This window comes from Sphingomonas sp. CARO-RG-8B-R24-01, from assembly GCF_022662295.1.
Classification (GTDB): Bacteria; Pseudomonadota; Alphaproteobacteria; order Sphingomonadales; family Sphingomonadaceae; genus Sphingomonas.
In genome coordinates this window covers 59,517-84,426 of sequence record NZ_JAKNQI010000002.1, presented here as the reverse complement: position 1 = coordinate 84,426, position 24,910 = coordinate 59,517, and the positions used below count along the sequence as shown (strand labels likewise).

Sequence of the window (24,910 nt, the reverse complement as noted above, 5' to 3'; positions counted from 1 at the left end):
AGTGTCGAAGCGTGCGGGGAACGGCTAGGTTCCCGCTTGCGGATGGCATCCGCAATTTAACGCTGCTTCCACCGGTCCGCGCCGTGCGTTAGGCGAGGCAATGCCCGATATTGAACCTCCTCCCCGGTTGGAGACGATCTCCATCGATGGCCATCGCGCACCCGCCGCGCGGGGGATCGCGCAGGAAGTCGCGGTCGCGATCGAACTCGACGGTGTCGGGTTTGCCGTGATGATGGCGACTCCGCACGACCTGGAAGACTTCGTGACAGGTTTGCTGCTGGCCGAAAGCGAGATCGGCACGGCGGGCGACCTGGCAAGTATCGACGTAGCGCCGGTCGATGTGGGCGTGATCGTCCGGGCCGATCGACGGCGACCCGATCCGGTCGCGGTCCTCGAACGGATGCGCCCCCGCACCACCGATTCGGCCTGCGGTCTCTGTGGCCGCGACAGCCTCGACCGCGCGCTCGCCCCGCTGCCGCATGTTACCACGCACTCGCGCGCGGATGCGACCGCGCTGTTCACGGCGGCGGCCACCCTGCGCGACCATCAGCCGCTGAACCGGGCAACCGGTGCGGTGCATGCCGCGGCACTGGCGGCGCATGACGGGACGATCCTGCTGGTGCGCGAAGATGTCGGCCGCCACAACGCCTTCGACAAGCTGATCGGCGCGATGGCGCGGCAGGGGCTCGGCTGGGACGGCGGCTTTGCACTGCTCAGTTCGCGATGCTCGTTCGAGCTCGTCGACAAGGCGGCGCGCGCCGACTGCCCGTTGCTCGCGACGATTTCGGCGCCGACGTCGCTCGCGCTCCAACGCGCGGCCGGAGCCGGGCTGACGCTGGCGACGCTGGTGCGGCAGGACAGCCTGACCTTGCAGCTTTGCCCGGCGTCGGCACCCGGGTTGATCGCATGACGATCCTCGGCGTCGTTCTGGCAGGCGGCGAGTCGCGCCGTTTCGGCAGCGACAAGTTGGCGGCACGGCTCGGCGAACGCACCCTGCTCGATCATGCGATCGACTGGCTTCGCCCGCGCACCGATGCCGTGGCCGTATGCGGACGTACCCTTGCGGGGATCGCGTCGCTCGCCGATCGCCCGGCTGCCGGCCTTGGTCCGCTCGGCGGGCTCGCGGCGGCGCTGCACTATGCCGGGACGCAGGGTCACGACATGGTGCTGTCGATCCCGGGCGATACGCCTGACCTGCCCGAAGATCTGTTCCCGCGCCTGCTCGCGCTCGGGGCCCCCGTCTTCGTCCGGGGTTGCCCGGTCATCGGCTTATGGCCAGCCAGCGCCGCGGCGGCATTGGCGGCGCGGCTGGCGCACGACGACGATCGCTCGATGCGGGGGTGGGCGCGCACCATCGATGCGCAGGTGCTGACGCTGCCCGCCCCCATCGCGAACGTGAACTTCCCCGCGGATCTCGCCGCGCTGGGCGACGGCAAACCCTGACGATCCGCGCGGATCGCCCGGAGCTTCGATCCGGGATGCTCAGAACCGCAGCGTCGGCACCATCGTCCCGGCAGACAGGGCATCGCCATGCGCCGGGCGCACGACCAGACGGTCCGCTGCCGCCAGCATCATCTCGCCGGATCCGTCGCGACGGTCGAGCAGACGTACGCCCCCGGCCTCGGCCGCCGCGCACAGGAACGATTCTCGGGCGCCGTTCGCCGGGACCGGCGCGATCAATGGGAGCATCTCCCAGGCAAGCATCGCGGCAGCAGGGTCCCCGCCGAGATGCCCGATCAGCGGCGCCAACAGCAGGCGCGCAAGCGTCATTGCGGCCGTCGGATTGCCAGGTAATCCCAGAACGTGTGCCGATCCGATTCGCCCATACCAGCTCGGCCGGCCGGGCCGGATCGCCAGCCCGTCGAAGATCAGGTCGAGGCCGAGCGGGCGCAGTGCCTGCTGCGCGGCATCGCGGGCACCATGCGCTGCGCCGCCGGCGAGCACGATCACGTCGACGCCACCCCGCATAGCGTCCACCGCCGTGACGAGCGCCGCGGGATCCTCCCCGATGCGCACCGCACCGCCGGCTTGGGCGCCACATCCGGCCGTCAACAGCGCCAGCGCCCCGCCGAGGCTGTCGGGGATCGCGCCATCGCGCTCCGCTGCCAGTCCAGGCGCGACCAGCAAGTCGCCCCGCACCATCACGCCGACCCGTGCCACGCGACGGACCGCCACCGTTTCGACATCTGCGGCAGCGGCGGCCACCAACGCGCGCGGATCGATCCGGCGGCCGGCGGCAAGCGTGATATCGCCAACCCTGAAATCCGATCCCCGCAACCGGATGTGCGACCGTCCGTCCGGTTCCGCACAAGACACCCATGTGCCGGCCACCGTCGCCCGCTCGATCGGCACGATTCGTTCCGCTCCCTCGGGCAGCGTGGCTCCGGTGGCGATTCGCACGGCCTCGCCCGATGCCAGCCGACGGTCGGCCGCGATCGGGCCGGCGACGATCCGCCAGCGCAGGCCATTCTCCGCATCGGCACGCGCGAGCGCGAATCCGTCCATCGCCGCGGCGTCGCTGCGCGGAAAGTCCGTCCGCGCGCGAACCGGCGCCACGAGCATGCGCCCGCCCGCCGCCGCCAGCGGAACATGTTCGGCACCGAGCGGAATGGCCTCATGGGCGATGCGGCGGATCGCCTCCGCCAGCGTAGGCAGCAGCGCTGGTGCGGACATGACGGCGGGAGGATCGCGGGGCGGCATCGCCGCGCTATAGCCCCGGTTCATCGCTCCGGCGAGCATGGCGCACAACACCCGCTGCGCCGGCTTCGGACGGTTCACCCCCCATTAACAGGTTTTTGTCATGATTAGAGCCTAATACGCGACTTCACTCCAATCGTACGACCTTATGATGCCAGATTGGGGAATTCGCACATGCAATATGGCCTTCGTTCGGCTACACTACGCCTTGTCGCGGGACATTTCGCCCCTGCAAAGCGTGCGCGTAAACGATCGTTAGTCCCCAGGAATTTGCTGGAATGAACAACCCGTAGGGCCGCAAGATCGCTGTTGAAGTTACCAGATTGACCGATTATTCGAAGAGCCCGCATGCCTCAAAAGCTGTGCGTGGCGCTGAAGAATCTGCGCGAAAACAAGCAGTTCGCGCAGACTCTCGTACCGACCACGCCATGCTTGCACCGGAGTCTGCCTTAGACATGCTGCAAAAAGCAGACGGCGAAACAGAATTTCAACGCCTGCATGCCGGGGCGAAGCCAATGTCGAAGCAGGGGCGCCGGTTCCAGCTGTATGCGCTGCTGGCGCTGTTCGACGCGGTCGCGATCCTGCTGGCGTTCCTCGCCGCCGGGCTGCTGCGTCCCGAAATGACGTTCGGTGCCAACGGCCTGCGGCTGGCTTTGCTGATCACGCCGATCTATCTGCTCGTCGCGATCAACGGCAACGCCTTTGGCTATCAGGTGCTGGTCAATTGGAAGCGCGGGCTGGCCAAGGCGATCGGGGCGCTCACCTTTGCGATGGCCGCGGTGCTGTTCGTCGCCTTCTTCTCGCGCGCATCGCTCGAGTTTTCGCGGCTGGTGTTCGGCACCGGCGCGGCTGCGGCGATCGCGTTGGTGGCGGTGGGACGCTATGGCTTCAACGCTCTCGTCAAGCGGACGCTCGGCTCGGTCCTCCGTACGGAGTTGATCATCCTCGACAATTGCGAATTGCCACCGCTTGGCGACGCCTGGGTGATCGATGCGGCGGCTTACGGGCTGCGCCCCAATCTGCGTGACCCCAACATGCTCGATCGGCTGGGCACGGCCGTAAGCGGCGCGGATTTCGTGCTGGTGTGCTGTGCCGTCGAGGATCGCGCGGCGTGGTCGCTGTTGCTCAAGGGGACCGATGTCCAGGGTTTCGTCCTGGCTCCCGAGTTCGACGAGGCGGGCGCCAACCGGATTATGCGCTACGAAGGCCAGAGCGTCATGCAGGTCGCCTCGGGACCGCTCGACGTGCGGAGTCGCGCGATCAAGCGCGCGATGGATCTGGCCGTCACCGTGCCCGCGATCATCGCCCTGTCGCCGCTGTTGCTGACGGTTGCGATGGCGATCAAGCTGGACAGCAAGGGACCGGTGCTGTTCCGCCAGCAGCGGCTGGGTCGCTCGAACCGGCTGTTCTCCGTCTTCAAGTTTCGCTCGATGCACGTCGAACATTGCGACGCGGAGGGCAACCGCTCGACCACCCGCAACGATCGGCGCGTCACCCGGGTGGGGGCGCTGATCCGCGCGGTCAGCATCGACGAGCTGCCTCAGCTGTTCAATGTCCTGCTCGGCGAAATGAGCCTGGTGGGTCCCCGTCCGCACGCGCTCGGATCGCTTGCCGGCAAGGAACGCTTCTGGGAAGTCGACCAGCGCTATTGGCATCGCCACGCGCTAAAGCCGGGCATCACCGGGCTCGCCCAGGTCCGCGGGTTGCGCGGCGAAACGCGGGAGCGCGATGATCTCGTCAAGCGACTGCAGGCCGATCTCGAATATCTCAACGACTGGTCGCTGGGGCGCGACATCGCGATCCTGCTGGCGACGTTCCGGGTCATCGTCCATGACAAGGCCTATTGACGGGGCGCATCGCCGGCTCGTTTGCGCAATCACCGGCTCAAAAAATTGCCGATGTATTCATCGCGGTTATGAGGCTATTTACCGCAAGCAGCGTAGCTAGCCGAATTCGGCATACGTCCTCTTCGCGCGGGCAAGCGCGAAGATCGGGAGGGAAAAACTTGGAAACGCTTTATGATTGGCTCACGCTCGCAATCTTCGCAGGATTGATCATCCTGTTTTTGCAGCGCTCAACTGCCGAGACCCCAAGCGACCGCATGATCCAGTACGCGCCCCCCGCGATTGGATGCGCAGTCGCCAACTATCTCGGGAATCACGATCAGCACGCGGTGGCGATCGTCGCGATCGTCGCGATCGTCGCGTATATCTGGTTCGTCCTCAAGCCGTTGCAGCACACATGACGGCACGGTCGCCCCGACCCCGCCGATGATTCCCAACGCCATGACCTAACCGACTGAATTCGGTTTCTTTTATCCCGTTCGCGTCAAGGTACCGTGCAATGTTGACCACGATGTCTCCCCCTGGAATGGCCGTGACCCGTCCGCGTCAGTGGACGCCGGCGCTGGTGTTCCTGATCGTCGCGACGCTGGCGTTTCTGATCCCAACGATGCTGGACGTCGCCCGCGAGAGCTGGGGGACGGAACAGGGCGCGCACGGACCATTGGTCCTCGCGACCGGGCTGTGGTTGATTGCGCGCGAGCGGCACCGAATCGCGGCGGTCGCGCGCCCGGGGTCGGCAGTGCTGAGCTTCGGGCTGATGATCCCGCTGGTCATCCTGTTCGCCCTCGCGCGTATCACGTCGATCATCGAAATCGAGTCGATCGTGATGTACCTGAGCCTTGTCGTCGTGTTCTACGCGCTGTGCGGCGGCGCGGCGGTACGCGCGGTATGGTTCCCGCTCGTCTATCTGCTGTTCGTGTTTCCGCCGCCCGACACGCTGTTCGCGGCGATCACGCAACCGCTCAAGATCGCGATTTCGCAGTGGTCGGTCGATATCCTGCACGTGCTGGGGTACCCGGTCGCGGGATCGGGCGTCACGATCCAGATCGGCCAGTACGAAATGCTGGTCGCCGCAGCCTGCGCTGGCCTGAACTCCCTGATCAGCCTGACCGCGCTTGGTCTGTTCTACACCTATTTGCGGCATAGCTCGAACTGGCGGTACATGCTGTTGCTGGTGGCGTGCATCATCCCGATCGCCGTGCTCGCCAACCTCGTCCGCGTTCTGATGCTGCTGCTGATCACCTATCACTTCGGCGAAGCGGCCGGTCAGGGATTCTTCCACGAACTCGCGGGCATGACGATGTTCGTGACCGCGCTCCTCGGCATTTTCGTGATCGACTGGGTCTTCACGCCACTGCGTCAACGCTGGGCCCCGACAGGACAGACTCTATGACCGACGCCATCGTTACCCCCCGCGCGTCGAGCCCCCTCAGTGGCCCGGGCGCGTCGCGTCGCCAGCTGTTGGTCGGCGCGACGCTCCTCGCCGCGGCGGGCGCAGCCTATGCCTTCACGCCGCGCACGGTGATCCGCACGCTGGGAACGAGCAAGCTGGACGCGCTGGTGCCGCATGCGTTCGGTGGCTGGCGCTTCCAGGCGAGCAGCGGCCTGGTGCTGCCCCCGGCGGACCAGCTGCGCGACCGGATCTACAGCCAGCTCCTGACGCGGGTCTACAGTCACAGCGACGGCAGCTCGATGATGCTGCTGATCGCCTATTCGGGGTCGCAGGACGGGACGATCCAGGTTCATCGCCCCGAAGTCTGCTATCCGGCGAGCGGGTTCCACCTGTCCACCGTCGAGGATCGCAGCGTCCAGCTGGCGCCGAAGGTCGACGTGCCGTCGCGCTACATCGTCGCGGAAACCGAGTTGCGCACCGAACAGATGATCTACTGGACCCGCCTGGGACACCTGTTCCCGCGCAAATGGTCCGAACAGAAGCTTGCAGTGGTCGAGGAAAACCTGCGCGGCCTGATCCCGGACGGGGTTTTGGTCCGCATCTCCACGCTTGGCCAGGCCGACGCGCGGCCCAGCCTGGATGCGTTCGCCAAGGCACTGTTCGGCGCGGTAGGGCCGCAAATGAAGTCCGTCCTCATCGGTCCGGCCTGACGCCGGACCTTCCACCACCGACGCGATGATTCACCAAAGGGGTAAGAAAATGACGAGCAAGAAAACCATGCTGATGACGGGCGCGAGTGCGTTGCTCCTGCTCGTTGCGGGCTGCGAGAAGAAGGTCGGCGGCCAGGTCGTCGCGGTCGTCAACGGCGAGGAAGTCACGCAGCAGGAGGTCAACGCCGAGCTGCAAGGGGCCAACATTCCGCCGACAGCCGACAAGAAGGCGATCATGGCGCAGGTCGTGCAGCAGATCGTCGACCGCAAGCTGCTGGTGCAAAAGGCCAAGGCGGACGGGCTCGACAAGTCGCCCAGCTATCTGGACCAGCTGCGCCGTGGCGAAGACGCGCTGATCATCAATCTGTTGACGACCAAGGCCGCCAAGAGCGTTTCGCTCCCCGATGCTGCTGCGGTTGACAAGTTCATCGCGGACAACCCGACGCTGTTCAGCGGACGCAAGCGCTACGCGCTCGACCAGATCTCCTTCGCGCAGCCGAGCGATCAGACCGTGCTCCGTCAGCTCGAGCCAGCCCATTCGCTCGAGGCGGTCGCAGCCACGCTGTCCGCAGCCGGGATCCAGTTCACGCGCGGGACGAGCACGCTCGACACCGCGATGCTGCCCCCTCCGATCGCCGCAAAGATCGCCGCGCTCCCCGCGGGCGAGCCGTTCGTCGCGCCCGACAAGGGTCGCATCATCGCCAGCGTGATCACCGCGACCACGCCAGCGCCGACGCCCGAAGCCCAGGCACGCCCGGCAGCGCTCGAGTTGCTGCGTCGCCAGGCACTCGGCAATGCGATGCAGAAGCAGCTCGAGGCGGCGCGCGCGAGCGCCAAGATCACGTATCAGCCGGGCTTCTCGCCACCCAAGACGCCTACGCCGGTCGCGCCGGCAACCGCGCCCTGATCCTCGGGGGGACGCGCTGACCCACGGGTCAGCGCGTCAACGGATCGTTCGAAAGATGAAAGCTTGCGAGGACCGCCTGCGCGCGCGGGCTGATCTGCGATGCGCGAACCATGTCGCGCAACACCGTTCCAGCCTCGTCCCGACGTCCACTTGCAATCAGCATCGTGGCCAGTCGCGCGGCGGCGCGGCTCGAATCCGGTGAGACGCGTAACGCCTCGCGCATATTGCTTTCCGCCAGCGCCGGCTGATTCTGCGCCAGCAGAATGTCGGTCAGCGCCAGTCGCGCGGTGATATTGGCGACGTCGTCGCTGACCAGCTGGCGCCCGTCGGAAAGCGCGCCCTCGAAATTGCGGGTTGCGGCGCGGAGCCGGGCGCGGGTCAGCAGCGCGCGGGGCTGCGAAGGGTCCGTGTCGAGGATCTGTTGCGTCCGCGACAGCGCATCCTGCGCGCGCCCCTTCAGCCCGACCGCAAAGGCGTAGGTCGCCTTGGCATTCGAATTGCCGGGATCCGGCGCCGTTCCGGGCAGATCCGTTCCCAAGACCTGCAGCGCCAGATCGGGCTGGCCCGTCTCGTTGGCAAATTGCGCGAATGTCGCCTTCGTCTCCAGCGCGGCATCCGAACCGCCGAGCAGGATCTGCTGCGCGGTCAGCGCGTCCCGCCCTTCGTCCAGCCACATTTCGAGAATGGTCGATGCAATCGCGATGTCCTTGGGGTGTTGCCGGAATACCGCACGGACGATCGTGAACGCGCGGTCCGGTTGCCCGGTCTGGTACAGCCAGTCGGCGAAATCGAGCTGCATGCGCGAATCCGTCGGATTACGCTCCGCAAGGCGAGCGAGCGTCCGCTGATATCCATCGCTGTTGGCGCTTCGCTGATACAGGTCGCGCAGGAAAACGAGGCGCGAGGTCGGATCGCTTCCAGGCACCAGCGATTCCTCGATCAACTTCGCGGCAGCGGCATTGTCGCCGCGATAGGCCAGGGCCTGGCCTTTCAGGATCAACGCGCCGATGTCCGTGGCATTGGCCGCAAGCACCCGCTCTGCGAACACCAGGGCGTTCTTCGAATCCCCGCGTTGCAGCGCGGCGCCACCCTTCATCGTCAGCGGCAGCGAATCGTTCGGATTGATCACCAGCAACTGGTCCGCATAGCGGTCGACCTTGTCCGGTTGGCGGACGTTCAGCCCGAGCTGGCACAATTGGCGCAGCGCTTCGAGATTGCCACGATCGAGCTGGTAGACGTTTTCATAGGCTTCGAACGCCTTCGTCGGGTCCTTCATCGCCATCGCAACGCGCGCAAGCGTGAGCCAATAGTCGCTGACGTCGTCGCGGAAGCCGATGGCGGTCTGGATATTCTGCCGCGCGCGCTGAAGATCACCCTGCTGCAGGAACGCATCCGCCTTGGCGGCGGCGGCGGCGGCGCGCTCGTCTTTCGATGCGCAGCCCCCTGCCCCGCCCACCACGAGAACCGACGCGGCCAATGCCGCTGCCAACCGGACGAACGAAGATTTCATTGGGTCACGCAATCCGATGACGCGATAGGATGAGACGGACGGACCGTGCCGGGCGGCGACATGCCTTGTCAATGTCTTCATCTGGGATCGCTGGAACGCCTATAGCATCGCCGATCCTCAGATATAGGGCGCCGTGAAGGATGCTTTAACCTAGCATCCGATACGGCAGATGCGCTAGGAACCGCAAAACCGAGTAACAGGGAAATGACTATGGTATTGTCGGTACGGGCTGCGCGGTGCTGTGCGGCGATGGGTCTTCTGGCGCTTGCGACACCGGTCGTGGCGCAATCCGCGTCGAACGCCCCGGCACAGTTGCGCGCGTATCGCATCAACCCCGGCGATGAGCTGGAAATCTACGTGTGGGGCGAGGAGCGCCTCCAGCGCGAGGTCAAGGTCCTTCCGGACGGCACCTTCTCCTTCCCGCTGGTTGGTCAGGTCGATGCGCTGAACAAGCTGCCGAGTGATATCGAAGCGCTCGTGTCGAAGGGCCTTCGCTCGCAATATCGGGACGCCGTTCCGCAAGTTACGGTGTCGGTCAAGGCGCCGGTCGGCCTGCAGTTCAGCGTCGCAGGGAAGGTCAAGACGGCCGGGGCGTTCACCGCCGGTCGGTACGTCAACGTGCTCGAGGCCCTCGTCATGGCGGGCGGCCCGGCAGATTTCGCCGACGTCGGCAATGTCGCGATCCTGCGCAAATCGGGAACCGGCCTGAATGTCATCAAGGTTCGCCTGACCGACATTCTCAAGGGCAACCCAAGCGGGCGTGATCTTGCTGGCCTGCCGCAGCTGGAAAGCGGCGACACGGTGATCGTACCGTGAAGGCGGCCCGTTATGTCGCGCTGTGCGCGGTCACGATGGCAGTTCCCGCCTTTGCGCAGACGAGCGAAAAACGATTGAGCGCGGATGTGTCGAGCACGCTCGGCTATTCCAACAATCCGTTCGCGACCACGGGGTCCAATACGGGCGCTGGGTTCGTGCAGGTCGACATCCGCCCACAGCTGCGCATTCTCCGCCAGAACAGCACGCTGACGATCAACGCCGATGCGAACGTCCAGCAGTATTTCAGCCGGTATACCCGATCCGACAACTATTCGGGCGGCGTCGACTACAGCTTCATTCCGGCCGAACACGTCCAGGCGCACTTGAACGCCGGGATCGACAGCTCGCTGGTGGGATCGACCAACGACCTGGCGAACCGGTTCGTGACGGTTAATCCGATCGGGTCCGGAGCGGCAACGGGTGTCGGTACCGGTACCGTCGGGGTGAGCCCGATCAGTTCCACGCCGATCACGACGGGAACCGATATCGCGCTGTTCGGCATCGGCGCGCGTCGTCGGACCATCAACGGCGGCGGTGACGTTTCGGCGACCTTGTCCGCCCGTGACGTCGTGACGGCCAGCGCCTTCATCGTTAATTCGCGCTATTCGCAAACGGGGGCGACCAGCAGCCCCTTGAACCCGACCGGCGATTACACCGGCTACGGCGGCACGATCGGCTATAGCCGGCAGGTCACCGCCAATATCCAGGCCGGCCTGCAGGGATCGGTTTCGCGGTACGATTATGTGACCCCGGGCGCCAACACTAACGTCTATTCGATCCAGGCGACCACGACCGGGCGCATCAACGAATATTGGACGGTCAACGGCGCGCTCGGCATCTCGTTCGTCAACCGTCAGGTCGGTGGGAACCAGACGTCGCTGTCGGGCAACCTGTCGCTTTGCCGTCGCGGCATCCGCGTCGTCTATTGCCTGAGCGCCAATCGCGCGGTCCTGCCGACCGGGATCGCCGGTACGCAGGTCTCGACCTCGGCGGGGGGCAGCTACTCCTATCGCCTGACCGAACACAGCAATATCAATGCCTCGGCGGACTATAGCCGGAACAGCACCCCCGGCGGGCTGAACGGAACGGTCAACCCGGTCGGCTTCGGCATCGGCAACGAATATCTGCGTACGACGGTCGGCTATGACCGCCAGATCCGGCAGCGGCTGCGGCTGATCGCCTCGGCCAACTATCGCCAGATCTTCGGCGCCAATCTCAACCGCCCGAGTGACTTTGGCGGACAAATCGGCGTGGCGTATCGCCTCGGGGATATTCGATGAATGACGAACTCGACCTGGTCCAGAACCAGGAATCGGATGCCTCTTCGAACTTCATCGGAACCCTCCCGGTCATCCTGTGGGAGCGGCGCTGGCTGATCATCATTCCGTTCGTGATCCTGAGCATCGCCGGAATCGCGGCTGCGTTCCTGTTGCCACGGTCCTACCGGTCCAGCGCAACGCTGCTGGTCGAGTCGCAGAACCTGCCGACCGACACGACCGCGTCGGGCCCCGGCGACACGGTCATCGACCGTCGCATGGCGAAGATCCGCCAGCAGATCCTCAGCCGCCCCGATCTAGTCGGGCTGATCCAGGCGAACAATCTGTACGACGCATCGGCACGGCGCGAGCCGTTGTCGAAGCTGGTCGACCGTATGCGCAACGCGACCAACATCGCCGCGGTCGATGCCGATATCGCGCGCGGCGGCGGCAATGCCGGGTCGATCGCATTCGCGCTGACCTTCGACTATCCAAGCGCCCCCCAGGCGCAGCTGGTGGCACAGACCTTCGTCGACCGACTGCTCAAGCTCGACGCTTCGGAAACCCAGGCACAGGCGCAGACCAACGCGCGCTTCCTGGAGGACCAGGAAGCCAATCTGCAGGCACAGGTCAATGCGATCGAGACCCAGATCAACCGCATCACGGGCCAGAACGGTGCGGCGCTCGCCGCGTCGAACATGGGCATGACGGTGATGACCGGCGGTGGCGACTATGACGGCCAGATCGCCACGCTCGAGCGCCAGAATGCCGATCTGCAGGCGCAGACCGGCAAGCCTGCGGTCGGCCGGGATCCCAACGTCATTGCCGCCGAGGCACAGCTTGCCGCTGCACGTGCGCAATATTCCGACGATCATCCCGACGTGAAGCTCGCCGAGAGCCGCCTCGCCGCGGCCAAGACGACCGCGGCCGCCTTCCAGACCAACAGCGTCTCGTCGGTCGTCCAGCGCCAGATCGCTGCCAACAACGCCGCCATCGGCCAGTTGCGCAACGCCAAGTCGGCGGAGCGCGGTCGCGCCGCCACCATGGCGGCGGCGCAGGCCCGCGGCCCGGTGATCGCGCAGCAGGTCGCGCAGTTGCAGTCCCGCGCCGACGTGCTTCGTGCCAATCTCGGCCGGGTCCAGACCAGCCTGCTCAACGCGCGCTCGGTGGTCAAGATTTCGGACGAGCAGCGCGGTGAGCGGCTGACGCTGATCGATCCGCCGGTCACGCCCGACACGCCGACCCAGCCGAACCGCCCGATGCTGATCCTCGGCGGGATCTTCGGCGGCCTTGCCGTCGGGGTTGCGCTCGCGTTGCTGATCGAACTGATCGCGCGGCCGATCCGCAGCGTGGCCACGCTGACCCGCCTGACCGGCGTGCCACCGCTTGCCGTGATTCCGGTGATTTCGAAGAAGAAGGCTCGTCGCCGCTCGGGTTCCCCCAAGGCCGCAGCTTAACCAGCGCCTTACCTCTATCGACCTAAGGTATCCCAATGCCAAGTTCCTGGAACACCTCGATCAACGACGCGCCAGCGCCGGATCTGGTGCTGTCACCCGACAGCATCGCCGAACCGCTCGACCGGTTCGATTCGCCGCGGCGTGGCGTGTTCGGCTTCAACAGCCGCGATCGTCGCTCGCGCCCGTTCAACCTGTTGCGCTCGCAGATCGTCAAGATCATGCAGGCGAACCAGTGGAAGGTGATCGGCATCACCTCGGCCACGCCGCGCGTCGGCAAGTCGTTCATGGCAGCGAACCTCGCGGCATCGCTGTCGCGCATTCCCGGCACGCATACCCTGTTGTTCGATCTCGATCTGCGCCGCGGCTCGATCGCGGAGATCTTCGAAATTCCCGAAGGCGTTGGCATCAACACCTTCCTCGCCGGCGAAGTCGATTCGCTGGACGCTGCGTCGCGCGAGATTACCGGCACCGGACTGACGGTATTCCCGTCGTTCCCGACCGATCACAGTTCGGCCGAATTGCTGGCAGGCGAGCGTCTGCGCACGCTGGTCCAGGCGATGCGCAAGCTGCCCGACGACGTGATCTGCATCTGCGACCTTCCGCCCGCCTTCGCCAACGACGATGCGGCAATCGTCCTGCGCGAGATCGATGCGTATCTGATGATCGTCGAAGAGGGCAAGACTACCGCGCGCCAGGTTAAGGATACCCTTGAAATCCTGCGTCCGGCGCCGTGCATGGGAACCGTCCTGAACCGCTACAAGGGCGGCATCGGTGGTGACGATTATGGTTTCGGATACGGCACGCAGCGCTATTACGACGCCTATTATTCCTGATCGCACCGGCTGATCACGGACTCGGTAACGGGGGAACGCCGTGCGCATAGCCTATCTGGTCAACAAATATCCGGCGGTCAGCCACAGCTTTATCCGGCGCGAAATCGCCGCGGTCGAGGAAGCGGGCAGTTTCGTGCTGCGCTTTTCGATCCGCGCCGCGCCCGGTGCCCTGCCGGATGCGCAGGATCGCGCCGAGCTCGACCTGACGCGGGTCGTGCTGGCCAACGGGTTCGCCCCCCTCGCGCTGGATACGGTGCGGGTCGCCGCGGCCAATCCGTCACGGTTCCTGCGCGCGGCGCGGTTGGTCGGACGGGCAATTGCCGACGATCCGAAACGCGGGTGGAAACACCTAGCCTATCTGGCCGAAGCATGCTGGCTGGCACGCCGGCTGGACGGCGCACAACATGTGCACGCCCATTTCGGGACCAATCCCGCGGCCGTCGCGCGACTGGTCCATCATCTGACCGGCCTGCCCTACAGCTTCACCGTCCACGGCCCCGATGAATTCGACTCTCCCCGCGGGCTCGACCTGTCCGGCAAGATCGCCGACGCTCAACAGGTAATGGCGATCAGTTCCTATGGCCGCAGCCAGTTGATGCGCTGGAGCAGCCCGGCTGACTGGCACAAGATTTCGGTCGTGCGCTGCGGCGTGGACCAGCTTTTCACGGAAGAACCGCCACAGGCGGATCGCAGCCCGCCTATTTTGTGCGCGGTCGCACGGCTGAGCGCGCAAAAGGGTCTGCCGCTGTTGCTCGAAGCGGCCGCGCGGTTAAAGGCGCAAGGCCGGACGTTCCGGCTGGTGCTGGTCGGCGATGGCGAGATGCGGGACGAAATCGAAGCGCTGATCCAGCGCCGCGGCTTGTCCGAGACGGTGACGATCACCGGCTTCGTCGATGCCGGCCGCGTCCGCGAGATCCTGCTGACGTCCCGCGCGATGGTCCTGCCGAGTTTCGCGGAGGGTCTGCCTGTCGTGATCATGGAAGCGCTCGCGTTGCGCACGCCAGTGATCGCCAGCGCGATTGCCGGGACTCCCGAACTGGTCGACTCGACCTGCGGCTGGTTGATCCCGGCCGGATCGATCGACGCATTGGTCACGGCGATGGAGCAAGCGCTCGACGCGACGCCCGGCACGTTGCACGCAATGGGGGCGATCGGCCGGGGTCGTGTCCTGGAGCAGCATGATTCGGCGCGCAACGGCGCGCAATTGGCGGCTCAGTTCGCAGGAGCCGCGTAATGGGACCGTTCGACCTTGTCGCTGGCCTGGCCCTTGCCCCGATCGCGGCGATCGACGCGGCCTTCTTGCTCGAGACCGGCCTTGGCCTGTTGCCCGACCGCACCGTTCCGCCGCCGAAGCGTACCAAGCGAGTCGTCGTGCTGGTACCGGCCCACAATGAGGAACGGACGCTGGCGACCTCCGGCGCGGGGCTCGTGCGGTTGCAGGGGGCGTCGACCCGCGTGGTGCTGGTTGCGGACAATTGCACCGACGCCACCGCCGACACGGCACGCACGCTCGGGCTGGAGGTGGTCGAGCGGCATGATCCTGTGCGGCGCGGCAAGGGCTATGCTTTGGCGCATGGCCGCGACCACGTTGGCGCCACCCCGCCGGACGTGATCGTCGTGCTGGATGCCGATTGCGAGATCGATCCGGACGGCCTCGCCCGGCTGACCGATGCCGTGCTCGCCACCGGGCGCGCTGCGCAAGCCGCCTATCTGTTCCGCCCCGCCCCGACCGCGCCGCCGGTCGTCCAGATTTCCAACTTCGCGTTTTTCGTCAAGAACCGGATCCGGCAGCGCGGTATCGCGCGACTGGGCGGTGCTGCGATCCTGACGGGGTCGGGGATGGCGTTTCCGTGGAAGGACTATGCCGCGCTCGACCTGGCGACCGGCAACGTCGTCGAGGATCTCGCAATCGGGATCGGACTGATCGAGCTCGGGCATCCGGCGCAGTATCAGGACGGTGCGACCGTGCGATCGGATTGCAGCAGCGACGACGGATCGAGCACCCAGCGCGCGCGCTGGGAAGGCGGGTTTCTTGCGATGGCGCGACGGCACGGGCTTGGCTTGCTCGGGTCGGGGATCGTCCGCGGGAACTGGTCGCGATTCTGGATGGGGGTGCATTTGTGCGTGCCGCCGCTGTCGATGCTGCTCGCCGCGAATGTCGTCATGACCCTGCTGCTGGCGGTCGCCGCCCTGCTCGGCGTTTCGGCACTGCCGTTGATCCTTGTGGTCGTGCTGCTCGGGATGCTGGGAACGGTCGTGCTGCTCGCATGGGCGGGCGAAGGGCGGATGCATCTGCACCGCGATGCGGCGGTCCGGCTACCGCGCTATCTGATTTGGAAGCTCGCCATGTACGCCCGGCTGCTGACGGGACGACAGCGCGTAGCCTGGACGCGCACCGAGCGGATCGACCCCTAATTCGCGATTTCACCAGCGCGCTTACCCGGTAGATCCAGGTTTTCTTCAGCAGTTTGCCCCGCTCGTTCCCCGGTAGCCGTCAGTCCACGGCCATCCACGCGGGCGGCTGGTCGATCGCATCGTCCCAGCGCGCAACGTGCGGGCGGAGGTCGGCAGCGCTGGGCAAGATTCCGTGCCGCAAAAGGTCGCGTGCTTCGTTCGCTACCGGGACATGCTTGCCCCCCAGCCCGACCGTCCGGCGCGCCAGAAACAGTGCGTGCCCGACGACCCAGTAGCTGCCTGCCAGGATCGCGCCGGTCCGCCCCCGGGTCCGCGCATACATCCGGCGCCGCGCCTCATACCAATAGCGAGGCAGCGGCGGCAGCGTGCGGGCGACCTTGCGATCGTAATTGATTCCGGTCGATGCGCCGCCGATATGCCGGACGCGGCTGACGGGTTCGTGCCTGATGCTCCACCCCGCCTTGGCCAGCCGCCACATCAGCTCGACCTCCTCGAAATAGAGGAAGAAGCCGGTATCGAACAACCCTGCCTGCTTCAGCGCCGCCCCGCGGAACATGGTGCTGGCCCCGGTGACCCAATCCGCCTCGCCGGGTTCGGTCACCAGCATCGGCTTGATCCCAAGCACGCGACGCATCGCGTCAAGCCGCGCGCCGCGGACCAGTTCGCGCAACGGCGACATGGCGCCGAACGCGGATCCCGAAAGGCTGCCGTCCTCGTTGAGCAACAGGCTGCCGACCGCGCCGCACCGCGGATGGCGGTCGAGCACGTCGCGCAACGCGCTCACCGCGCCGGGCTCGACTTCGGTATCGGGGTTGAGGACGTGGAAATAGTCCGGCGCATCGTCGGATTGCAGCAGTCGCTGGATTGCCTGGTTGTTGGCCCAGCCAAAGCCGCCGTTGATCGGGAGCGCCAGCACGTCGACCCACCCGGCCAGGGCCGGATCGACGACACCGGCCTGCAGGACGTCCGCCGAATTGTCGCCCGATCCACCATCGACGATGACGACCCGGAGCGTGGGATTGCCGGCCCGTTCCGGGATCAGCGCGCGCGCTGCCGACAAGGCGAGCGCCGGTGTCCGATAATTGACGATGATCACCGCAATCTTCGTCGAAACGGCAGCTTCGGTCATCGAGCTTCCTTCATGATGCTCTTGGCCGGGATGCCGATTGCAACCGCGCCAGCCGGGACATCGCCCAGCACCACCGCATTCGCGCCGATCGCCGCGCCGTTGCCGATGCGCACGCGACCAAGAATCACCGCCCCCGCACCGACGTCGACACGAGTGCCGAGGATGGGCGCATCGTCGGGCGCATCCATCCGGCGAATCCCGAGGGTGCAATTCTGCCGGATGACGCAATCGTCGCCGATCACGCTGTTCCCGTGGATCACGATCCCGCCCTGATGCTCGATCACGACCCGTCGCCCGAGCGCGACCGAATAGGGCAGTTCGATACCATAGCCATTGCGACAGCGCCGGAACAGCATCCGGTACATCAGGCTGAACGGACCGCGCAGCGCCTTGGGGCCGATCCCCATGCGCCACACGCCGAAGCGGTGCACCGCAACCGCGCGGAACCCCGGGCGCGTCCAGTCACGACCATGGGCAACCCAGTCCTCGCGGATCTGCGCCCGTAACGATGCAAGACTGCTCATTCGTGTGCCGGGCCCCGATGATATTCGATCAGGTCCGACCGTCGCCCGGTCAGGCGCCCGACGTGAAAGCGTGCAAGGCCGATCATCTCAGAGACCTTGCCGATCATCAGGAACAGCCCGGTCAGCATGGCCTGCCGCAGCGGCAGGGTACGGCGCAGCCGGCTGCCGATGCGCAAGACCTGGGCCAGCCAGATCAGCGCCAGCGCAAACGCGGGCAGCAGCCAGATCGGCCCGAGCACGATTGCCAGCAGCAGCATCGCCACCACCACCGCGGGGTATATTCCGCCCCAAACGAGGATGCTGCGGCATTGTCTGCGCCAATAAGGGTCGTCCAACCCGGGATGGCGATCGGCGAGTTCCCCGAAAGCATGGCCACCGCGCTCTGCCCGGCGCCACCATTGCGCGAACCGCAGGATCGCGGCGTCGTGCACGGTCATCGCATGGTCGATCCGGTACAGACGCCAACCGGCCTTGCGCAGTCGGATCGACATGTCCGGATCCTCGCCCGCGATCATCGCTGGATCGTAGCCACCGATCGCGGACAGCGCATCGACCCGGACCATCACGTCGCCCCCACCCGACATCGCCTCGCCGATGGGGACATTCCATTCCTCATCGCAAAACGCATTGTAGAGCGAACGTTCGGGAAACCGCTCCCGGCGGCGGCCGAAGACGAGCGCCAGGGTCGGGTCCGCCTGCAGCGCGTCGCGCGCGGCGTCGAGCCAACCCGGGGCGAGCTCGCAGTCGCCATCGACCATCTGGACATAGGCAAGGCCCGGAAAGTCCTGCAGCAATCGCTCGAACCCGGCATTGCGTGCGCGCGCCGCGGTGAACTTGGGCGGGACCGCGAGTTCCACCACCGTCACGCCCTGTGCCCGGGCCCACGCGACGCTGTCGTCGGTCGATCCCGAATCGACATAGACGCGCGCGGCGACGGCGCTGGTCGAGGCGATGCAACGCCGCAGGCGCTCGCCCTCGTTACGGCCGATCATCACCACGCCGATCGTGGCGTCGCGCGAGTCCGGCAAAGGCGACACGATTCGATCCATGCGTTCGGCTAGCCTCAGTGGGCACCCGCTTGTCAACCGCTTGACGCCCCCCCGCTCGACCTGTCACCGGGACCGACGATCATGACGGGGGAAAGATTGCCGTGACGCCGACGCGACGACAGCCCGACTCCGTGGCCAGCCCCTTCCCCCGGACGAGCTTCCTGGGGCTCGATTTCGACACGCCGACCGCTGCGCAGGTTGTCGCGTTTCTCGAGACACGGCGCGCGAGCGATCCGTTCGGCTACATCGTCACGCCGAACGTCGACCATATGGTCCAGATCGAGGCTCATCCCGAGCTTCGGCCGCTCTATCAAGGCGCGATGCTGTGCCTCAACGACAGCCGCATTCTCGCTCGGCTCGCCAAGCTTTACGGTATTAGCTTGAGCGTAGTGCCGGGCAGCGACCTGATCGTCGCGCTGTTCGGATCTGTGTTGCAGGACGGGGACCGCCTGTGCCTCGTCGGCGGCAGCGATACGCTGGCGGGTCAATTGCGGTCGCGCTATCCGGGGATCACGCTGATCCATCACGCACCACCGATGGGGCTGCGTCGCGACCCCGTCGCGCGCCAGGCCGCGGTTGCCGCCGCGGCAGCGGCGCAGGCGCGTTTCACGCTGCTTGCGGTCGGTGCACCGCAACAGGAAATCCTGGCGGCCGAGATGGCAGCGGCGGGAACTGTCACGGGAACGGCCTTCTGCATCGGTGCGGCGGTCGACTTCATCGTCGGTGCGCAGGTCCGCGCGCCGCGAATCGTCCAGCGGGCCGGGATGGAATGGTTCTGGCGGCTTGCCGGAAACCCCCGCCGGTTGGGACGGCGGTATCTGGTGGAAGGTCCGAAGATTTTCCGTATTGCACTGCGCTGGCGCGCCGCGCAGCGACGCCAGCCCAGACCCTGAAACGGAGCCCTGCCGAGAAGCGGTCCGCTTCCGGCAGGGCCGGCCGATCAGAACACGAAGTCGCTGGCGAGGACGCCGCTCGTCGACTTCACGGTCAGCACGATGTCCGCGATCCCGTCGCCGTTGGTATCCGCGGACACCAGCCAGTCGTTTCCGCTCGCCTGCACGCGCAGCTCGCCCGCCCGCTTGGTGAAGTCTGCCGATCCGACGAAGCTGAACGCATCGCGGGTCGCGGTCGCGCCATTGGCGTCGATCGCACTAAGGTCGATCTTGTCACCCTGCCCCGCCCCGAGCACGACCGTCGCGGATGTTGCCGCCGTCGCGCCGAGATCGCCCGGCAGGAAGCGGTAGGTATCCGCCCCGGTTCCGCCGTCGAGATAGTCGTGACCGCCACCGCCATACAGGACGTCGTTGCCGGCATCGCCGAACAGCTGATCGTCGCCGGTCCCGCCGTAGAGTGTATCATTGCCGGCGCCGCCATGGATCACGTCGTTGCCGCCGCCGCCGCGCAGGATGTTGTCGGCGTAGTTCCCCCACAGCGTGTTGTTGCCGCTGTTGCCGGTGCCGTTGATCGGCGCGATGCCGTCCAGCCACAGCGTCTCGACATTGTCCGACAAGGTATAGCTGACCGACGCGTGGACCACGTCATTGGTGCCCCCGCCCGGCAGTTCGATCACCTTGTCGTTGACGTTGTCCACCATGTAGGTGTCGTTCCCGTCGCCGCCGTACATCGTGTCGGCGCCAGTGCCCCCGTCAAGCACGTCGTCGCCGGCATTGCCGTACAGCGTGTCGTCACCCGCGCCGCCCCACAGGTAATCGTTCCCGGAACCGCCCGTGATGACATTGGCGCTAGCCGTGCCCATGCCGATGAAATTGGAGGTGCCGAGATAGCGCAGGTTCTCGATGTTGGCCGACAACATGTACGTCGACAGCGTGGTTTCGACCGTGTCGGTGCCGCCGTTGGCGAGTTCGATCACCTGATCCGCGTAATTGTCGACGACATAGGTATCGTCGCCCGCGCCGCCGGTCATCTTGTCGGCACCGGTCCCGCCGTTCAGATAGTCATTGCCGTCGCCGCCGAGCAGCGTGTCGTTCCCGGCGCCACCGATCAGCGTGTCATTGCCCGCGCCACCCGACAGGATATCGTTGCCTGCGCCCCCGGTGATGACGTTGTCGAGCGCATTGCCCGTCCCCGTGAAGCCCGCGGTGCCGGTGTAGGTCAGGTTCTCGACGTTATCTCCCAGCGTATAGCTGGCAAGCGTCGTGCGCACTTCGTCAGTCCCGCCGTTGGCGAGCTCGGTGACCACGTCGCCGACATTGTCGACGATGTAGGTGTCGTTGCCAGCCCCGCCGCGCATCGTGTCCGCGCCAGTGCCGCCGTCGAGCACGTCATCGCCCGCACCACCGATCAGCGTGTCATTGCCCGCGCCGCCCGACAGCGTGTTGCCGTTCGCACCGCCGGTGATGACGTTGTCGAGCGCGTTGCCCGTCCCCGTGAAAGCCGCGGTGCCTGTGTAGGTCAGGTTCTCGACATTGTCCCCCAGCGTATAGCTGGCAAGCGTCGTGCGCACTTCGTCGGTCCCGCCGCCGGCGAGCTCGGTAACCACGTCGCCGACATTGTCGACGATGTAAATGTCGTTGCCGGCCCCACCGCGCATCGTGTCCGCGCCGGCGCCACCGTCGAGCACGTCATTGCCCGCACCACCGACCAGCGTGTCATTGCCCGCGCCGCCCGCCAGCGTGTTGCCGTTCGCACCGCCGGTTATGACGTTGTCGAGCGCGTTGCCCGTCCCCGTGAAGGCCGCGGTGCCGGTGTAGGTCAGGTTCTCGACATTGTCCCCCAGCGTATAGCTGGCGAGCGTCGTGCGCACCTCGTCGGTCCCGCCATTCGCGAGCTCGGTAACGACGTCACCCGCATCGTCGACGATGTAGACGTCGTTGCCGGCGCCACCGATCATGGTGTCGGCGCCGGTGCCGCCATCGAGATAATCGGCGTCGCTGCCACCGATCAACCGGTCCTGCCCCGCGCCGCCGCTGAGCGTGTTCTTGCCATTCCCGCCGACGATGACGTTGTCCAGCGCATTGCCCGTACCGACGAACGCGCCCGTACCGGCGAAGGCCAGGTTCCGTGTCGTGGCATCCAGCGTATATTGGTTCAGCGTGGTCGCCGCATCCATCCTGTCTGCGGAAAATACCGTCGCGACCGGCGCGGCGGCGACGTTGCCGGCCTTCGCCAACGCGACCAGCACATCGTATTTGACGCTACCGGTATCGTAGGTGCTGTCCAGCGCGCCCCATTCGCCCCATTTGGAAGAAGCCCCGACGTTGTTGAACGCGTTCAGCAATGTCCCGCCGGCGGCGGTGAAATCGGCCGCCATGATCTTATACAGGTCCGCCATGCGCGGGTCCGTGTTGATCTTTTCCATGAACGCCTGGATCTCCGGCTGCGCAGCAGCCGAATATTGGTACGACGTCATGGAGATCCCGCCTTCGTAGGCGACGAGGTTCAATCCGAGCTTCGACGCAACGGCGCCCTGATACTGCTCGACCGTCTTGTAATACGCCAGGTTACCCTTGAGCGCGGCGAACGCAGCATCAAGCCCCGAACTTCCCGATCGCGCCCACGACAGCAATTGGTCTTCGGTGGCGTTGTTCATATCGAAATAGGTCGTGATCGCGTAGTCGTCGAACAGTTTGGATACATTCCCGACCCGCGCGACGCCTTTGAGAATCGAATTTTCGAGCCCCGTATAAGCGGTCTGGGTAGCGAGCACGCCCTGCTCCCGGCTCGGCGCGTCCGAAAAGATCGATTTCGCGATCGTGGCGATCTGGGCGGACCGATAGCCGTAATATTGCATGTAGCCGTCGCCGACATGCTCGGCCGGATTGGACGAGTCGATCTTCCCGTCGCCGTTGACATCCTTGCCGAACAACTTGTCGCCCATTTCAAGGGCGTAATGCGACTGCGCAAATCCGAAGTTCCAGACTTCGTTGGAATATTCGACCTTCACCTTCAGCGCAGGGTCCAGGTTGTCGTGAATATACTGCATGGCCTTGGTGACATAAGCGTCGTCAGCCTGCGCCGGAACGTTGTACCACATGTCCGTATGGGTCTTGTTGGCCAACGCCACCATGACCTCGATCGGCACCGTCGACCAGGACGCCGAATTGACCGTCGTGCGGCTATCCCAAGTGGTCTGGCCCGACCCGTTCGTCGCGCCCCAATCCATGAACCGCAAATCGGCGAACGGACTGATCTTGTCGAGGAACGCCGGATTGAAGATCTCGCCGGCATCGAACATGGCAAGTTGGTCCTGCCGAACGATATGTATATTGGACGGCGGATTTGCGGCATTGATCGAATTGATGCTGAACTGCGCCTGATTTCCGCCGCTATACTTGAATACGATCTCACCCGGCTTTTTGCTGATGACCTGGCTCGACGAAATATCGAAGGTTGCTTCTCCGGTATACCGCAGGACATACACGTCCGGCATCGACAAGGACGCTGGATCGAGTTCGATCATTGCGTACATGTTCGTCGCTGACGACGGCATGGCGGTCGGGTACCCGTTTGCATCTAGGGGCGGGCTGCCCAGAGGTGTGTAGTTTTTGTCGCGAGCGGTCCACGATCCCGACGTCTTGTAGCGGTCCAAAAAGGGAAACTGACTGCCATAATAGCTTATGCCCGCCAGGTTCATGCCAATAGCAGTTGAGTCGGTCATCTTTTCTTCCCCAAAGTCAGCGCTCTGGCGGCTTTTCTAGCAAGGGCGGGGTGTCAGAATCGATATCCAGCAAGGTTAACGTGGCGAAAACGAGATGCCGGTCTGCCCTTCTGGGTATCGGCATGATCGGCCTCACCCGCCGCCGCGCGTCGGCAGACTTTCCTCAGCCGGCAAACGTCCGTAGGAGCGAGGCTTAGCCGCCTCCGATCGTCCATGGCCACCCTGACTCCGAGCACCTCATGCTAGCACTCGCCAAGAATTTTGCCTACCTAGAGATCATGCTCCTAATGGGCTGGGCGGCCTATTTCCTATGCTTGAGCACGCAGTCCAAAAAGGAGGTTGGCCACTTTCCGCTTATAGTGCTCTCGTCCTTCTACCTGTGCCTCTTCTTTTCACCGTTGTTTTTGCTGATCCACATTGCCCTGTTGTTGCTGCCATTGCTGCTGGCCCGCACGCGGGGCCAATTACTGACCGTAATGATCGTTGGCTGCCTGGGGATCCCCACGCTTTCCTTTTCCTTGACCACCGGCGGGATTTACTTGTTCGACTGGCCGACGCACGCAACGTTGGGTCTTGGTGGCCTGATGGCGTTGGCAACTACCCGTCGGGATCCTCGATCGGAGTCGACCCACCGCAATGTGTCGGTCATTATTTTCCTCGTCCTCATGATCTTTATCGCCCTGCGAGGAACAAGCTCGACGAACTGGCTGCGGCAGACGGCCGCAGTCCTTCTCACGTACGGCATTCCGGTGTTCGTCATCGGCAATTGCCTGCGATCGCCCGCCGACCGAAGGACGCTGCTTTCAACCCTTACCGGCATGGGAAGCATGCTAGCGGTCGTGCTGACCTATGAAGCACGCGCGCACTGGCCGCTATTCGTAAGCCTTTACAACAAATTCGATATCAGCCTGCCAGGGTTGGTGGCGAAGTTCCGCGGGGGCGCGATGCGCGCTTATGGTCCGCTCGACGAATCCACCGCGGCCGGCTTTGCCCTCGTCATCGCGTTTGCGGCCGCTCTGGCATGCGGCCAGGACTTCCGACGCGGGCCTGCGCGATACGCGATCCCCGCCCTGATGATGCTGGGGGTGTTGGCACCGCAATCACGGGGGGGCGTCCTGGGGATGGCGACCGTGATTCTCTGCTATGCCTTCTACCGATATGGCACCGCTGGGTTGCTGAAAGCAGTAGCCGTCCTAGTGCCGTTCGCCACCGCCTATCTCGTCCGCAACAGTTATAAAGCGGGGCAGTTGACCGACACTCAGGTAACTGTCGATTATCGACAGCAACTGTTTGCAAGGGGGGTCCAGGAGTTCTGGAAGCACCCCATTGCGGGCGACACCATGAGCAACGTGAGCAATCGATTGATCGACCTGAAACAGGGCGAGGGCATCATCGATTTCGTCAACAGCTATCTGTATTTTGCACTGGCAACGGGGTTCGTCGGCCTTTTGGCATTTTGCTTTGTCATGTTCTATCCGCCGGCCACCCTTTTCCTCCGTCGCCGGAAATGGGTCCGCGATCCGTCGACGATCGCCTTCGGCGCGTTCGCCTTCGGAGCGCTGATGGCCGCCAGCGTGATGCTGGTGTTCACGTCGATTCCCACGCGTCCCATGATCATAGTGCTCGCGATCGCCGGAGCGGCACTGGCGTTGCGTGCTCCCATGGCGCGACCAACGACCGCCGTAAAACCCCGTCGACCCGAACCCCGTGGCGCACCGGAAGCCGTCTAGCGCCAGCCGGGGATCAGCCTTG

21 protein-coding genes are annotated in these 24,910 nt (G+C 65.2%); 15 read left to right on the top strand and 6 right to left on the bottom strand.

From position 1 onward, the window contains the following. The first annotated feature begins 100 nt into the window (after positions 1-100). Both fdhD and L8G49_RS05065 read left to right on the top strand, forming a co-directional pair. On the top strand, positions 101-910 hold the full coding sequence (gene fdhD, locus L8G49_RS05070) for a formate dehydrogenase accessory sulfurtransferase FdhD (protein WP_242182942.1): 810 nt from the start codon (positions 101-103) through the stop codon (positions 908-910). Beyond that, a complete protein-coding gene (locus L8G49_RS05065; protein ID WP_242139350.1) occupies positions 907-1,443 on the top strand; it encodes a molybdenum cofactor guanylyltransferase in 537 nt (178 codons plus the stop codon). Before fdhD ends, L8G49_RS05065 begins: the two co-directional genes overlap by 4 nt. A gap of 39 nt (positions 1,444-1,482) precedes the next feature. On the opposite strand, the gene L8G49_RS05060 is transcribed toward L8G49_RS05065, so the two are convergent. After that, positions 1,483-2,778 (bottom strand): molybdopterin molybdotransferase MoeA, encoded by a 1,296-nt coding sequence (locus L8G49_RS05060; RefSeq protein ID WP_242182940.1) that lies wholly within the window; start codon positions 2,776-2,778, stop codon positions 1,483-1,485. A 434-nt stretch (positions 2,779-3,212) separates the two neighbouring features. On the opposite strand from L8G49_RS05060, the gene L8G49_RS05055 reads away from it, so the two are divergent. From L8G49_RS05055 to L8G49_RS05035, 5 genes are all read left to right on the top strand, one after another. Next, entirely contained in the window at positions 3,213-4,544 is a 1,332-nt protein-coding gene (locus L8G49_RS05055; protein ID WP_242139348.1) for a sugar transferase, read from the top strand. Positions 4,545-4,612: 68 nt separating this feature from the next. Next, a complete protein-coding gene (locus L8G49_RS05050; protein ID WP_347272043.1) occupies positions 4,613-4,942 on the top strand; it encodes an XrtV sorting system accessory protein in 330 nt (109 codons plus the stop codon). 125 nt (positions 4,943-5,067) lie between these two features. Then, positions 5,068-5,934 (top strand): exosortase V, encoded by an 867-nt coding sequence (xrtV, locus tag L8G49_RS05045; RefSeq protein WP_242139610.1) that lies wholly within the window; start codon positions 5,068-5,070, stop codon positions 5,932-5,934. Then, positions 5,931-6,644, top strand: coding sequence for an exosortase-associated protein EpsI, V-type (gene epsI, locus L8G49_RS05040; protein ID WP_242139346.1), 714 nt, complete (start codon positions 5,931-5,933; stop codon positions 6,642-6,644). The genes xrtV and epsI overlap by 4 nt, the downstream gene beginning before the upstream one ends. Positions 6,645-6,693: 49 nt before the next feature. After that, positions 6,694-7,551 (top strand): peptidyl-prolyl cis-trans isomerase, encoded by an 858-nt coding sequence (locus L8G49_RS05035; RefSeq protein WP_242182938.1) that lies wholly within the window; start codon positions 6,694-6,696, stop codon positions 7,549-7,551. Positions 7,552-7,579: 28 nt separating this feature from the next. Here L8G49_RS05035 and L8G49_RS05030 read toward each other — a convergent pair whose 3' ends face one another. After that, entirely contained in the window at positions 7,580-9,061 is a 1,482-nt protein-coding gene (locus L8G49_RS05030) for a tetratricopeptide repeat protein (protein WP_242182935.1), read from the bottom strand. A 204-nt stretch (positions 9,062-9,265) separates the two neighbouring features. On the opposite strand from L8G49_RS05030, the gene L8G49_RS05025 reads away from it, so the two are divergent. From L8G49_RS05025 to L8G49_RS05000, 6 genes are read left to right on the top strand one after another with little or no spacing between them, the layout of a single operon-like run. Next, positions 9,266-9,877, top strand: a complete 612-nt coding sequence (locus L8G49_RS05025) for a polysaccharide biosynthesis/export family protein (RefSeq protein ID WP_242139343.1) — start codon at positions 9,266-9,268, stop codon at positions 9,875-9,877. Next, on the top strand, positions 9,874-11,157 hold the full coding sequence (locus L8G49_RS05020) for a hypothetical protein (RefSeq protein WP_242182933.1): 1,284 nt from the start codon (positions 9,874-9,876) through the stop codon (positions 11,155-11,157). Before L8G49_RS05025 ends, L8G49_RS05020 begins: the two co-directional genes overlap by 4 nt. After that, positions 11,154-12,590, top strand: coding sequence for a Wzz/FepE/Etk N-terminal domain-containing protein (locus tag L8G49_RS05015; protein WP_242139341.1), 1,437 nt, complete (start codon positions 11,154-11,156; stop codon positions 12,588-12,590). The genes L8G49_RS05020 and L8G49_RS05015 overlap by 4 nt, the downstream gene beginning before the upstream one ends. 35 nt (positions 12,591-12,625) lie before the next feature. After that, on the top strand, positions 12,626-13,423 hold the full coding sequence (locus L8G49_RS05010; protein WP_242139340.1) for a CpsD/CapB family tyrosine-protein kinase: 798 nt from the start codon (positions 12,626-12,628) through the stop codon (positions 13,421-13,423). 40 nt (positions 13,424-13,463) lie between these two features. Further along, positions 13,464-14,657, top strand: a complete 1,194-nt coding sequence (locus L8G49_RS21085; protein ID WP_242182932.1) for a glycosyltransferase — start codon at positions 13,464-13,466, stop codon at positions 14,655-14,657. Next, positions 14,657-15,838 (top strand): glycosyltransferase family 2 protein, encoded by a 1,182-nt coding sequence (locus L8G49_RS05000; RefSeq protein ID WP_242139338.1) that lies wholly within the window; start codon positions 14,657-14,659, stop codon positions 15,836-15,838. Before L8G49_RS21085 ends, L8G49_RS05000 begins: the two co-directional genes overlap by 1 nt. A gap of 79 nt (positions 15,839-15,917) precedes the next feature. Here L8G49_RS05000 and L8G49_RS04995 read toward each other — a convergent pair whose 3' ends face one another. From L8G49_RS04995 to L8G49_RS04985, 3 genes are read right to left on the bottom strand one after another with little or no spacing between them, the layout of a single operon-like run. Beyond that, on the bottom strand, positions 15,918-16,967 hold the full coding sequence (locus L8G49_RS04995; protein ID WP_242139337.1) for a glycosyltransferase family 2 protein: 1,050 nt from the start codon (positions 16,965-16,967) through the stop codon (positions 15,918-15,920). Continuing rightward, complete coding sequence (locus L8G49_RS04990; RefSeq protein ID WP_242182930.1) at positions 16,964-17,491, bottom strand: serine acetyltransferase; 528 nt, start codon at positions 17,489-17,491, stop codon at positions 16,964-16,966. The genes L8G49_RS04995 and L8G49_RS04990 overlap by 4 nt, the downstream gene beginning before the upstream one ends. Then, complete coding sequence (locus L8G49_RS04985) at positions 17,488-18,540, bottom strand: glycosyltransferase family 2 protein (RefSeq protein ID WP_242182928.1); 1,053 nt, start codon at positions 18,538-18,540, stop codon at positions 17,488-17,490. The genes L8G49_RS04990 and L8G49_RS04985 overlap by 4 nt, the downstream gene beginning before the upstream one ends. Before the next feature lie 131 nt (positions 18,541-18,671). Between L8G49_RS04985 and L8G49_RS04980 the strand changes: the two genes are divergently transcribed. Then, the gene (locus tag L8G49_RS04980; RefSeq protein ID WP_242139334.1) at positions 18,672-19,433 is read left to right on the top strand and encodes a WecB/TagA/CpsF family glycosyltransferase; all 762 of its coding nucleotides are present in this window, start codon (positions 18,672-18,674) and stop codon (positions 19,431-19,433) included. A gap of 47 nt (positions 19,434-19,480) precedes the next feature. Here L8G49_RS04980 and L8G49_RS04975 read toward each other — a convergent pair whose 3' ends face one another. Next, complete coding sequence (locus L8G49_RS04975; protein WP_242182926.1) at positions 19,481-22,969, bottom strand: calcium-binding protein; 3,489 nt, start codon at positions 22,967-22,969, stop codon at positions 19,481-19,483. Between the two features lie 503 nt (positions 22,970-23,472). Here L8G49_RS04975 and L8G49_RS04970 point away from each other — a divergent pair. Further along, positions 23,473-24,888, top strand: a complete 1,416-nt coding sequence (locus tag L8G49_RS04970) for an O-antigen ligase family protein (protein WP_242182924.1) — start codon at positions 23,473-23,475, stop codon at positions 24,886-24,888. Positions 24,889-24,910 lie beyond the last annotated feature (22 nt).

Bases quoted from the DNA above. Each gene is read 5' to 3' on its own strand.
- L8G49_RS05035 (WP_242182938.1), top strand. From the start codon at position 6,694: ATGACGAGCAAGAAAACCATGCTGATGACGGGCGCGAGTGCGTTGCTC.
- L8G49_RS04990 (WP_242182930.1), bottom strand. From the start codon at position 17,491: ATGAGCAGTCTTGCATCGTTACGGGCGCAGATCCGCGAGGACTGGGTT.
- L8G49_RS05065 (WP_242139350.1), top strand. From the start codon at position 907: ATGACGATCCTCGGCGTCGTTCTGGCAGGCGGCGAGTCGCGCCGTTTC.
- fdhD (WP_242182942.1), top strand. From the start codon at position 101: ATGCCCGATATTGAACCTCCTCCCCGGTTGGAGACGATCTCCATCGAT.
- xrtV (WP_242139610.1), top strand. From the start codon at position 5,068: ATGGCCGTGACCCGTCCGCGTCAGTGGACGCCGGCGCTGGTGTTCCTG.
- L8G49_RS04995 (WP_242139337.1), bottom strand. From the start codon at position 16,967: ATGACCGAAGCTGCCGTTTCGACGAAGATTGCGGTGATCATCGTCAAT.
- L8G49_RS05000 (WP_242139338.1), top strand. From the start codon at position 14,657: ATGGGACCGTTCGACCTTGTCGCTGGCCTGGCCCTTGCCCCGATCGCG.
- L8G49_RS05010 (WP_242139340.1), top strand. From the start codon at position 12,626: ATGCCAAGTTCCTGGAACACCTCGATCAACGACGCGCCAGCGCCGGAT.
- L8G49_RS05030 (WP_242182935.1), bottom strand. From the start codon at position 9,061: ATGAAATCTTCGTTCGTCCGGTTGGCAGCGGCATTGGCCGCGTCGGTT.
- L8G49_RS04975 (WP_242182926.1), bottom strand. From the start codon at position 22,969: ATGTACGCAATGATCGAACTCGATCCAGCGTCCTTGTCGATGCCGGAC.
- L8G49_RS05050 (WP_347272043.1), top strand. From the start codon at position 4,613: ATGAGGCTATTTACCGCAAGCAGCGTAGCTAGCCGAATTCGGCATACG.
- L8G49_RS05055 (WP_242139348.1), top strand. From the start codon at position 3,213: ATGTCGAAGCAGGGGCGCCGGTTCCAGCTGTATGCGCTGCTGGCGCTG.
- L8G49_RS05025 (WP_242139343.1), top strand. From the start codon at position 9,266: ATGACTATGGTATTGTCGGTACGGGCTGCGCGGTGCTGTGCGGCGATG.
- L8G49_RS04985 (WP_242182928.1), bottom strand. From the start codon at position 18,540: ATGGATCGAATCGTGTCGCCTTTGCCGGACTCGCGCGACGCCACGATC.
- L8G49_RS05015 (WP_242139341.1), top strand. From the start codon at position 11,154: ATGAATGACGAACTCGACCTGGTCCAGAACCAGGAATCGGATGCCTCT.
- epsI (WP_242139346.1), top strand. From the start codon at position 5,931: ATGACCGACGCCATCGTTACCCCCCGCGCGTCGAGCCCCCTCAGTGGC.